The sequence below is a fragment of the Acinetobacter sp. YH01019 genome (assembly GCF_013420285.1).
In the GTDB taxonomy this organism is placed as follows: domain Bacteria; phylum Pseudomonadota; class Gammaproteobacteria; order Pseudomonadales; family Moraxellaceae; genus Acinetobacter; species Acinetobacter gandensis.
Genome location: NZ_VOYM01000010.1, coordinates 49,784 through 61,807 on the forward strand (window position 1 = coordinate 49,784; position 12,024 = coordinate 61,807).

Consider the following 12,024-nt stretch of genomic DNA (forward strand, 5'->3'; position numbering starts at 1 on the left):
TATATTTAACCTAACTTTTTAATCGTCATCCAACTCTGTGCGCGTAATGACTTTAAAAATCGTATCTAAGTCAAAACCACGATATTGTAAAAAACGGATTTGTTTTGCCTTGAGCTTTGGATCTTTTTCGACGGCTTTACCAAATTTTTTTACTTTGAGCGTATAGGCTTCAATGCTCCAATCTGTTTCTTTCAATTCTTCTTGAATTAGCGCTGTATTGAGTTTCTTATTCTTTAAAGCTAGTTTAATTCGGTTCGGACCTTTTCCTTTACGTTTTTGGCTAGAAAGTAAGGTCTCAGCGACACGTTGATCACTTTGATAATTTTCACGCGCAAGTTCATCGACAAGTGCTATGACTTCATCTCTATCTTCTGCATATAGCGCTAATTTTTCTGTCAAATCTGCTTTCGAGTATTCTTTGCGTGTTAATACAGCAAAAGCATAAGAACGCAAACGGGTTCCTGTGAGTCCTGGCTTTTTTTGTTCAGGCACTGTGACTTCTTCACTAAAGTCAACGTGATCATCATTAGATTGCTCACTATGGTGCTCTGTGTGAGGTGGGGCGATATCCTCTTCACCATATTGAGCTTTGAGTGCTTGATAGTCTAAAAGTTTGGGAAATTTTGAATCATTCATTATTAAGTAACGTCATAAGGAAAAACGCCCCGAAGGGCGTTTAACAGTTTAATCTGAAAGGTGTTTGCATGCACACGAATAAGTCAGATTGCTATGATGTAAATATCAGTTTAGTTTAAGCATCTAAAAAATCAGGCTCAGCTTCGTCTTTTTCATCTGCAGGCACAGCAACAGGTGTTAACAGTTTTTCACGGATTAAACGATCAAGTTCTTTCGCAATTTCAGGGTTTTCTTCTAAATGGCGAATTACGTTGTTTTTACCTTGGCCAATTTTGTTGCCTTGGTACGAATACCATGCGCCAGCTTTTTGCACCAATTCTTGAGCAACTGCTAAATCAACCAATTCGCCCATTTGGTTCACGCCTTTACCGTAAAGAATTTGAAAGAGCGCTTCTTTGAATGGAGGCGCCATTTTGTTCTTCACAACTTTTACGCGAGTTTCTGAACCGACAATTTCATCGCCTTCTTTCACTTGACCGATACGACGGATGTCTAAACGTACAGACGCATAGAACTTCAGTGCGTTACCGCCTGTTGTAGTTTCAGGGCTACCAAACATAACACCAATTTTCATACGAATCTGGTTAATAAAGATAACCATACAGTTTGAACGTTTAGCGTTACCTGTCATTTTACGCAGTGCTTGGCTCATCAAACGTGCTTGTAAGCCCATGTGTGAGTCACCCATTTCACCTTCAATTTCTGCACGAGGCGTCAATGCAGCGACTGAGTCGACAACAATCATATCAACTGCGCCAGAACGAACGAGCATGTCCGCAATTTCGAGCGCTTGTTCACCATGATCGGGTTGCGATACCAATAGATTGTCTAAATCTACGCCAAGTTTGCGTGCGTATTGAGGGTCGAGCGCATGTTCTGCATCGATAAAAGCACAAGTACCACCATTTTTCTGACATTGCGCAATTGCTTGTAATGTCATTGTGGTTTTACCTGAAGATTCAGGGCCGTAAATTTCAATTACACGACCTTTTGGTAAACCGCCAATGCCAAGTGCGATATCTAGGGTAAGTGATCCAGTAGATACAGCCTCTACAGCCAAAACGGTATTATCACCTAAGCGCATTACAGTGTTTTTACCAAATTGCTTTTCAATTTGACCTAGTGCTGCATTTAGCGCTTTGCTTTTATTATCATCCATCTTACAACCTCAATACGATGTCACGAAACAATATACTCAAGTGGATGTATTCAGTTTAAATCTGTTCCACCCGAGTATAGTGACAGAATTCATCCTTCTGTTCTATGAAAATCACAACCGGTGCGACATGTTGTGACGCTTTAACTTAATCATCATTATAAGACCATTGCTGGTCAAACTGTTGATCATTTTCTTTTTTAAATTTACCAATATCTCGGCGATCTTTTTTACTTGGCCGATGATCGGGTCGCGCAAGATTATGCAACTTTCTTTGTGATGCAAGCAATTCACGTTTTGCAATACTGACTTCTGTTTCATCATAGAGTAACTGTGCGACCGGAGCTGGACCTCTCACATCTGAAAGTGCTTTTACGACCACGGTTTTTTTTTCAATACCTTGAGCAATAGTCAATTCCATGCCTACACGGATTTCACGTGATACTTTGACCCGTTCACCATTCTGATGAACTTTACCACCTTCAATGGCGTTTTTCGCAATAGAGCGGGTTTTAAAAAAGCGTGCCGCCCAAAGCCACTTATCTATACGCATTCCAACCGCATCTTCGGCTAGATTTGATTTACGCATATTTTTTTTGTTCCTTGTCTTGCTGTGAAGCTTGCGCCTCTAAAATAGGGATTAAATCTGTTAATGCGGACAACATTGGGTATTTGCAAGTCTCACGTGGTGCTTTGCCTGTAGATGGTTGCAGAATAGAATAGAGTTGTTGAATGCCAAATTGCTCTGCACCATTGAGTACTTTTTCAGTGTCATCAATGAAATAGCAATTTTCAGGATCAAAAGTATGTGTTTGCTGTAAGATTTTCCAAAATTCTATAAATTCTTTTGCATGACCGATGGTTTCAGAGCTTACAATGACATCAAAGTATTGAGCGATACCTGTTTCTTCTAATTTAAATTGTAGCCCAGCAGCATCGGCATTGGTGGCTAACCAAATTGGATATCCATTTTCTTTTAGATATTGTAATAGTTCAGTGCAGCCAACACGTTTAGCCACTTTAGCTTTTTGTTCAATTTGCATGGCCAAAACATCAACGCCTACTTGTGATGTCCAAAAGCGTGATGAATACCATTTTAAGGTATGATTATGTTGTTGGTAAAAGCTGAACAATATTTGTTGGCTTTGCTCTAAGGTGCAGCCATGCTGCTCGGCATACCGAATGGGTAAGAGTTCATTCCAAATGAAATCATCGTAAGCAAGGTCGAGTAAAGTTCCGTCCATGTCGAAGAAAATTGTCGGCTTTTCTGAGAAATTTGGCATATATAGGTAATCTATGTTTAAAACAACAACAGCACCGCAAGACCCCATGATTTTGCAGCTCGTACCCATTGTGACACAGGCCTGTGAAATTTTGCGAGAAGAATATCAGCGTTATTGTTCAGGTGCTGAATTTGATGTAGAGCGTAAAAAGGATAATTCACCCGTTACGCAAGCAGATTACCGTGCAAATACTTATATCACCGAAGCATTGGCGCAGATTTCAACTTTGCCTTTGTTGTCTGAAGAAGGTGATAAATCAAAACGTGATGAATGGACTAAGTTTTGGTTGCTCGATCCTTTAGATGGTACGAAAGAATTTTTACATCAAAGGCCTGAATTCACAATCAATCTGAGTTTAGTGGAAGGTGAGAAGACAACATTTGCAATGCTTGCAATTCCTTGTGAGCATAGTATTTATATTTGTCCTATTAAGGGTATGCCACTGAAATATAATACGCAAATGCAATTGTGGTTTGAATATGCGCCTACGGAACTAGGTGTGACTCTTCAGGTGGGTTTGAGTCAAAGTGCACGGACGAAACCAGAATATGCAGATTATCTTGCTGCATTATCTCGACTTAGCCCTTACACAAACTATTATGCAGGTAGCGCATATAAATTTTGTATGATGCTTGAAGATCAAGTTGATCTATATCCGCGTTTTCACCCCACTTGTGAGTGGGATACCAGTGCAGGACAGTGTCTAATAGAGCGAATTGGTGGAGGTTTAGTGGACTTTAAAGGGCGCGCTTTCATTTATAACCAACGAGATAGTTTATTAAATAATGGTTTTATTGCTTACAAAAATGATGCAATCAAAGATTTGGCCTTAAAAGCGCTTGCGCAGATGGATGACAAGCCTTGAGCAAAAGTTTGATCATGCTATAGTGTGATCAAACTGATTAATTCTCGCTTATTTAAGAACTGTTAGATTATGGCTTTAGACTTGCTCCCACCTAGTATGCTGAAGGCAATTGATTTATTGCCTGATGAAAAGACGCCGGTGACGTTGTTTACCCGTCATTCCATACGTGAGGTGGTACAGGGACAAGGACTGGCTGGTTATGATTTACAACTGACCAATCAAGGGCGTGATTTAGCTGAAGCATGGGGCAGTTATTTAGTTGAAAATACTGATCGTGTCATCCAACATTGTATTTCGAGCCCGATTCAACGCTGCGTAGATACGGCGGCTTTGATGATTCAAGGCGCAGACAATGTCACTATTGAACCAAATACCCATCATATTGAAATTATTGAGCAAGGTTTATTGGTTGAACCGGGAAGCTTCGTACTAGATATAAAAAAAGCTGGGCCATTTTTTCAAAAGCAAGGTGCTTTAGGCTTTATCAATAGCTTTGTAAATAATGCATTACCAGGAATGAAACAACCCATTCATGGGGTGGTGGATGTACTCGAACTAATTTACAACACCCATCCGACCAATGATTATGGTTTAAGTCTTGCAGTGAGCCACGACACAATTTTGGCGGCAATTTTAGCGATCATATCTGGAAAGAATATGGTTACACGCGAAGATTGGCCAAAAATGATGGAAGGTTTATTCGTTTGGTTTGAAGGGGATGTTTTCTTAGACTCAAAACTGAAATGGATTTGGCGTGGTGAATTAAACGAATTGAATATTCGTGAATTTCAACAAGCGTACCCGTAATTTCATCTTAATAGCACTATAAAAAGCACCTCACTGATTGTTAAGATGCTTTAAGTAAAATTTATCTTTAATAAATACTAAATTTTAGCGCGAATACGTGCTGGAAAATCATTTAATTCAAGCACTCGACCATTTTCATTGAGCGGCCATTGACTGGTATTCACAGCAACTTGCTGTTGGTGCATACGACTATATTTGTCTGCTGCAATGAGCGTGGCCAAATCATGTCCATTTAGGCTATAGGCAGTGACGACATCGTGTGGATATTGGGTGCGAGCAAAAAAATCAGCTTCACTTTCACCTTTATGCATGGCAAAAATTCGCTCGATTGCAGGTAAATAAACACCATAGCCAAGCCATGCATCCACACCCTGAGATGCTTGAATTTCTGCAGTAGATTTCATATTTGATATAACTTTTCCAATGACATCTTTTTCACCTTTGGCGGTGAAGTACTCGATATATTGTTTTTCTGTTTCTTCAAATTTTTCGAGTGAAGGTAAAAAGCGATTAATCATTCTAAAATTCCTTATTGGGAAAATATTTTGGAAGAATTCATTTAATTTAAAATACCATAATTTTTTTAAGGGATTTGTTTTTTCTTAATGGATTTTATAAATATAAAATAATGTTGACAAAATTTGTCTGGATTAAAATCTTCAACATCTTCTGTTGTGTCATGATTTAGTTGAAAAGTAAAACATTAGTCACATCATAATGATTGAATTTGTTATTGTTTTTATAATGAAAAATAGTGTCTGTCAGTTTCTGACAAAATACGGCAATTGAAATAATTTCTTTTTAAAAATATCATAAATAAATCATAAAATATTGATTTATATAAAAATATAGATCACTTAATTTAGCAAATATGCGGTGTATTGGGGAATTGAACATGAAAACTGTGATAGGTTTTTCATATAACACTTTAAGTGTTTGTATTATGTCAGTCATACTTACAGCTTGTGGTGGAGGTGGGGGTTCAGAAAACGCTTCTGGAGAGTCTTTACCGAGTGCGACACAGCAAAAGTATCCGGAACCAAGTCAAGATGTGGCAGATGAAACATCTATAGGTTTTTATGATTATGATGCCAATGACGAAATTCGAGTTATACGAAATGATTTAGAAGGAAGTTTCAATGCCCAAGTTCAATTTGGGCAAAGTCATGTTGTCGACCCAAATGGTAATGAAGCTAAAAAAATGCCGCGCTTGACGACAGAGAAAGATGCGTTATTGATTGTGACACCAACACTTGATATGCAGGATATTGGACAATTAAAAGTCGAAATTTATCAAAATAATCGCTTAGTTCGAACAGTAAATTTAGATGACCCAAGTCAAATGCCACTTTCAGATCAAAGTGGTCAAAAAGGTCGTCCAGATGTGGTTTATAGCAAACGTGCGTGGACCACAAAGCTGAATTGGGATGAAGTTAAACCAGGTTTAAAACTCAAAATTGTTGATGCACAGAAACGAAGTGGTGAGTTGGTTGAAGAAAAAATTGATTTTGCCTCACCTGGTGAATTGGTACTGAATAATATACGCATAGGTATGTTAAGTGAGCCGCCAGTTTCAAATGGACATTATATGTTACTTGAGCCTGAGAAGGCGGGTACAGATTATTTCCAAACTATTCCTGCGGCGGCAATGACAGTTGCCAAGTACGATGATATCCAACTTGATAAAGTGATCGTAGCATCGGGTGTTATTTATAACGAAGCCAGTGCGGGTGATGGAGGGGTATATGCAGGTGATATGCGTGAAAACGTGGGGAAATCAACGTTTAGTGTAGGCATTAATCTTGCGAACTGGGGGGTGACGAGCGCTTCAATGTCAAGTCAATCTCAACCACAACTGACTCAATCTGTGATAACACACCATTCACGTGGTCGCTATGCCAATGGTTATAACAACCATGGTCTCAGTGGTGGTAACGGTATGTTGACCTTAATTGATTCGGTCGGTAATGAATTTAGTCATGAAATTGGACATCATTATGGACTTGGACATTATCCAGGTGCTGTAACCACGGATGGCGTGACGAATTACTTTTGGGCGTCTCACCATGCCGACAGTGGTTGGGGCTATATTGCTAACCGTAATAAAATGCGTGGTAATTTAAGTTGGACGTCGACTTCATTATGGGATGCAAGTTCAGGTACGCCAAATTTTAAAAACTTATTTCCTTATGGCCGTGACTCTATGGCTGGTGGTTATCCCAACAGCACTTACTCACGTTATACCCACTATACTGGCTATAGTACATTCTTAAAAATTCAGCCACATTTCAATCGTGCAGTATGGGATGTAAGCTCTCCAACTGGGTATAAACTTTGGAATACACAAACCCGCACCATGGAAGTTACTCAACCTAAAGTACCGAAATCCTCTGATATTTGGTTTAACAGCCAAGATGGTGATTATCTCAAACCAAAACAAATAGGTGTGCCTGTGTATACCATTTTGGGTGGATATGACCCTGAACAACAAGTAGGTTTGTTATATCCTGCGGCACGAGGTAACTGGGGGAATGTCTTTGATTTACCGACTGCTGATACAGCGACTGTAAGTTCATCGTGCTGGCTTAATGTACAATATCCATCGCAGAATAAGATCATTGCATTATCTCCGAACCGTATGGGTTCAAATGCAAATAAACTACATGTCAATTTAGCGATTAGCGATCAGCCAAAAGCGGTAGATTTGTATCGTAAGAAAGCAGGAGCAGAAGCTAAATTGCTTTCGAATATCGTGATTCCAGTTTACAGCGATATGATTAAGCCTGCTGTGAAAATAGGCCGTGAAGCAGGTTATAGTGCTTTACGTTCGATTGAATTACCGCAGCTCGAACAAGCACTAGTGGCTCAAGTGAACAATGCTGTTGTGAATTTAGATCCAACGGCTAAGATGCTGTTTGATACCTATAAAAATGATAAGGCGCTGTTAAGTTCAGTTGCGCGTCAGCAATTTGACCGTTATGAAGCCCAGCAAAATACGGCATACCGTATCAATCGTTGGATGAATGTTTATTATAAAGATCTATCTAATCAAGTGCCTGAAGCATCAACGGCATTAACCAGTTTTATGCAAAAGTTGGTATTAAACCGTGATGGTGTTTTTGAACAAGCAACATTGATAAAAAATGGTACGAATTGTTTGAAAACTGAGACTTTAGCTGATGGTAAATTAAATGTTTTTATTAGTGGTCAAACAGGTTGTACGGCAGATGATTCAGAACAATGGATTTATGATGTGGTGGGACGAATCCACAGTAAATCTGATTTGGGGCAGTGTTTAACTGGCAATGGGGGTTCTGCAAAAATTACATTGGAACGTTGCAGCTTAAACCAAGATAATCAAATTTGGACGATGAATCCTGAAACTACAACCATTCGCCAAAGTGGCCAATGTATGGACTTAAATACAGGGCGATTGCAGAATAATCGTGCAGACTTAATTCGCTATAATTGTACCGGTGGTGCAAATCAACGCTGGACGAATTTAACAGCAAATCAAAATCTATTATTGGCTTATTTAAATTCAACAAATTTAACTTTACTGAATAAGTAACATTTAGCCTTGAGTTAATAAAATTAAAAAAGTCCTCAAACGAGGGCTTTTTTTATAACTGAAATAAAATTAGAAAATAGAAAAACACAAAAACAAAAAAAGCCCTAAAAAGGGCTTTTTTCATCGCAACAAATTAGTTAGCTAAAGCTTTAACTTGTGCATTTAAACGGCTCTTATGACGAGCAGCTTTGTTTTTATGGATGATGCCTTTATCAGCCATACGGTCGATTACAGGTACAGCTTTTTTGTAAGCTTCTGAAGCGACAGCGTAATCACCAGCAGCAATAGCAGCTACTGTGCGTTTAAGATAAGTACGTACCATAGAACGTAAGCTTGCGTTGTGTTGACGTGCTTTAACGTTTTGACGAGCACGTTTTTTTGCTTGAGCAGAGTTTGCCACTCGTGCACTCCTTGAAATTGATGGTCTGGGCGGGCTGAAATTACAACTGAAAACCAACTCCAGAAGAACTATCACCAGCCCGTAAACAAGTGCCATATTGTGATTAAAGTGAGCGCTTAAGTCAAGTCTTGACATGCTTTGACAACATTTTTGATGCAGAAAAATTTCAAAGAAAACGTTAGATTAGTCCAAAGCCATTGAGTTTGTATGAAAAATGACTAAGTGTATTGAAAATGCGATCGTGATCGGTGCAACAGGATTGGTTGGCCGTGAACTGATCCGTCAGTTAAGCCAAAATGAAACTTGTAAGAATATAACAGCAGTAGTTCGTAGGCGAGATGAGGAACTTACACGACTCGCCAAAGTACAGCAATTGGTACTGGAAGATTTTTTATTATTAACCAAAGAAGATGTACTGGACTATACACATGCTTTTAGTAGCCTAGGTACAACCATAAAAAAAGCGGGTTCTAAAGATTGTTTTTATGCGATCGATTTTAAAATCAATGCACATTTAGCTGAATTGTTGGAACACAGTGAAACAGGGCTGATTATTGTGAGTGCAACAGGAGCGAATCCTCACTCTTTATTCTTTTATAATCGGGTAAAAGGTGAGCTAGAATATTATCTAAAAAGTCTAAAATTAGCTCAACTAGCCATATTAAGACCCTCATTATTGTTGGGTGATAGAGATGAGTCACGACCAGCAGAGCAAGCCACACAGAAATTGTATTCACGTTTTTCGCATTTGGTACCAGATACTTTTAAACTTAAGCCAGTGACAGCAGCGCAAGTGGCTCATACTATGGTCGAGGCAGCACAAACTCAGACCGAAAAATTTGAGATCTATGATAATTTACGCATACTAAAAATGAAATGAGGGGAAAAACGTGGCTACAGCTCCATTTGTAACGTGTGATTTGCTTGATGATCATCCAGAAAAAGATATTCAAGTGGTGACTCCATCTTTAGATGGTAAATTTTTCCAAAGTTATGGTGCACGTAAAAGTTTTGGCGGTCAGGTTGTGACGGTTAAATGTTTTGAAGACAACTCCCGTGTAAAAGAACTTTTGGCGACTGATGGCACAGGTAAGGTCCTCGTTGTAGATGGCGGTGCGTCAATGCGCTGTGCCTTAATGGGCGATATGATTGCTGAATCTGCAGTGAAGAATCATTGGAATGGTGTGATTATATACGGCTGCGTACGAGACGTTGATGCAATTGCTGAACTTGATTTAGGTGTACAGGCCCTAGCTGCAATACCTCGTAAGAGCAACCGTCAAGGTGTGGGTGAAACGAATATTGAACTCAGTTTTGGGGGCGTGACAATCCAATCGGGTCAATATGTCTATGCAGATAATAACGGAATTGTGATTGCCAAAGAATCATTGGTGGACTTATAAAATTAAGCTGATATAAACAATTTCACACAGCATCAATTGAGTTCACTTGGTTGATGCCATAAAAGATTAAGTAAAATAAGAAAGGAATAATTATGTTAATGCACCAAATAAAAGTGGCTCAAGCACTCCTTTCAGGCGTTGCAGAGGGTGGTCGTGGTACATCAGGTACACCATATCCAAAACAGCCAGAAAAAGCACTGAAACTTTATGAATTTGAAGGTTCACCATATTGCCGTCGTGTACGTGAAGTATTGACAACCTTAAATTTGGACTATGAAGTATATCCATGTCCTAAAGGTGCAAAAAAATATCGCTTAGATACACAGAAATTAGGTGGTAAACAGCAATTTCCTTTCTTGGTTGATGAAAATACAGGGGAGAAACTGTATGAATCTCAACAAATCATACATCACCTGTTTAAACATTACGGTAAAACAGGGAAAACCCCTTCTAAATATGCACATTACCCAAAAATACCTTATGTGGCTTATGCAGGAACGTTAATTAATGGTGCGCAAGGTGTTTGGATTAACCGAAAAGTAATTCATCGAGATGCACCAGCACAATTGCTTGAATTGTGGGGCTTTGAAGCAAGCCCATATACACGAATTGTCCGTAGTGTGCTTGCGGAATTAGAACTGGCACATAAGTTTCATAATGTGGCTAAAGAACGCTGGCAGGATCAAGGATTGGCGGCACTGCGCCTAAAGCCTGGTAAATACACCCCCTTAAAAGGCGGTAAGCGTGAGCAAGTACTTAAAATTATGGGGGATAATATTCAAGTTCCATATTTGAAAGATCCAAACACAGGTATCGAACTATTCGAATCTGAAAAAATTGTTCAATATCTTAAAAAACAATATGCGAGTTAAAGTTTAACTAGATGAATTCGCCTGAGTACTGTTGCATATTCTTTGGCAGTACTCTATTGTTTGAAAAATAAGCATTAACTAGTATCTATTAGAACTATAAAACAAGCTAAAATCCCAAAGAGGGGAAAATAAATCTATAAAAATAAGAAATTTACTTAATTATAGGGATATTCTGTAGGGATAAACCAAGATAATGTAAAAGACATTTCATTTTTAGGGGAAATAAGCCATGACACCAGAAGTAATATTACCCGTCCCAGTGCTTGTTGTTTAAGATGAAGAAATTATCCAGTTGCGATTACGTCAAATTTTAACTGAACTGGGATATAAACATGACGAGTTACTCTTTGCTAAAAATGTAAAAGAATCCATCGAAATTATTGATACTCATCCTATTTCCCTCGCATTGGTTGACTTGGGGTTACCTGATGGAAATGGAGTTGAAATTATTGAAAAAATCCGCTCCTTAGAAGGCAATACCATGATTTTGGTGATTTCTGCATGGAGTACGCAGGAGAGCCTATTCTCAGCGATTAAAGCTGGTGCAACGGGTTATGTGCTGAAAGAACGAGATGATGCAGAAGTTCTATTGTCGATTCGCAGCATTTTACGTGGTGGTGCACCAATTGATCCTTTTATTGCCAGAGAAATATTAAAACAAATTTCTGAAACGGAAGAACCTGCACCTGAACAAGAGATCGTTGAAGGCGCTGAGTCATCAATATTGACCAATCGCGAAAAAGAAATTTTGTGTTTAGTTGCCCAAGGGTTAAGTAATCGTGAAATTGCGGAACAACTTTTTGTTTCTAGATATACCGTTGAGAGTCATATAAAGCACATATACCGTAAGTTATCGGTTACTAAACGTACCAAAGCAGTTAGTACAGCGCGTTCTATGGGAATTCAGAGGTGGATCAGGAAATTTGAACAACACTTATAAGTGATATTTTGCTCCCCAAATGATGTTATAAACATCAATATATGGAGTATTTTATGACACGTAGACCAAGAAGAAATCATTCAAATGACTT

General features: G+C 38.8%; 13 protein-coding genes. 7 read left to right on the forward strand and 6 right to left on the reverse strand.

Annotated features, from left to right (window positions below; genetic code table 11):
- Positions 1–18 precede the first annotated feature (18 nt).
- The 4 genes from FTT84_RS04360 to FTT84_RS04375 form a co-directional block, all read right to left on the reverse strand.
- Positions 19–636 (reverse strand): regulatory protein RecX, encoded by a 618-nt coding sequence (locus FTT84_RS04360; RefSeq protein ID WP_180080093.1) that lies wholly within the window; start codon positions 634–636, stop codon positions 19–21.
- Positions 637–751: 115 nt separating this feature from the next.
- Positions 752–1,795 (reverse strand): recombinase RecA, encoded by a 1,044-nt coding sequence (gene recA / locus FTT84_RS04365; RefSeq protein ID WP_067762521.1) that lies wholly within the window; start codon positions 1,793–1,795, stop codon positions 752–754.
- Positions 1,796–1,940: 145 nt separating this feature from the next.
- Complete coding sequence (locus tag FTT84_RS04370) at positions 1,941–2,381, reverse strand: RNA-binding S4 domain-containing protein (protein ID WP_067762523.1); 441 nt, start codon at positions 2,379–2,381, stop codon at positions 1,941–1,943.
- Positions 2,374–3,075: an HAD-IA family hydrolase gene (locus FTT84_RS04375; protein WP_180080095.1), complete on the reverse strand. Its 702-nt coding sequence runs from the start codon at positions 3,073–3,075 to the stop codon at positions 2,374–2,376. Before FTT84_RS04375 ends, FTT84_RS04370 begins: the two co-directional genes overlap by 8 nt.
- A gap of 13 nt (positions 3,076–3,088) precedes the next feature.
- Between FTT84_RS04375 and FTT84_RS04380 the strand changes: the two genes are divergently transcribed.
- Positions 3,089–3,940, forward strand: coding sequence for a 3'(2'),5'-bisphosphate nucleotidase CysQ (locus FTT84_RS04380; RefSeq protein ID WP_180080098.1), 852 nt, complete (start codon positions 3,089–3,091; stop codon positions 3,938–3,940).
- Positions 3,941–4,009: 69 nt separating this feature from the next.
- Positions 4,010–4,747 (forward strand): histidine phosphatase family protein, encoded by a 738-nt coding sequence (locus FTT84_RS04385; RefSeq protein WP_067762529.1) that lies wholly within the window; start codon positions 4,010–4,012, stop codon positions 4,745–4,747.
- A gap of 77 nt (positions 4,748–4,824) precedes the next feature.
- Here FTT84_RS04385 and FTT84_RS04390 read toward each other — a convergent pair whose 3' ends face one another.
- Positions 4,825–5,265: a hypothetical protein gene (locus tag FTT84_RS04390; RefSeq protein WP_160255556.1), complete on the reverse strand. Its 441-nt coding sequence runs from the start codon at positions 5,263–5,265 to the stop codon at positions 4,825–4,827.
- A gap of 377 nt (positions 5,266–5,642) precedes the next feature.
- Between FTT84_RS04390 and FTT84_RS04395 the strand changes: the two genes are divergently transcribed.
- Positions 5,643–8,318, forward strand: coding sequence for a M66 family metalloprotease (locus FTT84_RS04395; protein WP_180080101.1), 2,676 nt, complete (start codon positions 5,643–5,645; stop codon positions 8,316–8,318).
- 133 nt (positions 8,319–8,451) lie between these two features.
- On the opposite strand, the gene rpsT is transcribed toward FTT84_RS04395, so the two are convergent.
- A complete protein-coding gene (gene rpsT, locus FTT84_RS04400) occupies positions 8,452–8,718 on the reverse strand; it encodes a 30S ribosomal protein S20 (RefSeq protein ID WP_067762534.1) in 267 nt (88 codons plus the stop codon).
- Positions 8,719–8,932: 214 nt separating this feature from the next.
- On the opposite strand from rpsT, the gene FTT84_RS04405 reads away from it, so the two are divergent.
- The 4 genes from FTT84_RS04405 to FTT84_RS04420 all read left to right on the forward strand — a co-directional run bounded on the left by FTT84_RS04405 (position 8,933) and on the right by FTT84_RS04420 (position 11,933).
- Positions 8,933–9,598 carry an NAD(P)H-binding protein gene (locus FTT84_RS04405; protein WP_180080104.1) on the forward strand — a complete coding sequence of 222 codons (666 nt, stop codon included), beginning with the start codon at positions 8,933–8,935 and terminating at the stop codon, positions 9,596–9,598.
- A gap of 10 nt (positions 9,599–9,608) precedes the next feature.
- Positions 9,609–10,121 (forward strand): ribonuclease E activity regulator RraA, encoded by a 513-nt coding sequence (gene rraA, locus FTT84_RS04410; RefSeq protein WP_067762536.1) that lies wholly within the window; start codon positions 9,609–9,611, stop codon positions 10,119–10,121.
- A 92-nt stretch (positions 10,122–10,213) separates the two neighbouring features.
- Positions 10,214–10,993 carry a glutathione S-transferase N-terminal domain-containing protein gene (locus tag FTT84_RS04415; protein ID WP_067762537.1) on the forward strand — a complete coding sequence of 260 codons (780 nt, stop codon included), beginning with the start codon at positions 10,214–10,216 and terminating at the stop codon, positions 10,991–10,993.
- 283 nt (positions 10,994–11,276) lie between these two features.
- The gene (locus FTT84_RS04420) at positions 11,277–11,933 is read left to right on the forward strand and encodes a LuxR C-terminal-related transcriptional regulator (RefSeq protein ID WP_373684992.1); all 657 of its coding nucleotides are present in this window, start codon (positions 11,277–11,279) and stop codon (positions 11,931–11,933) included.
- Positions 11,934–12,024 lie beyond the last annotated feature (91 nt).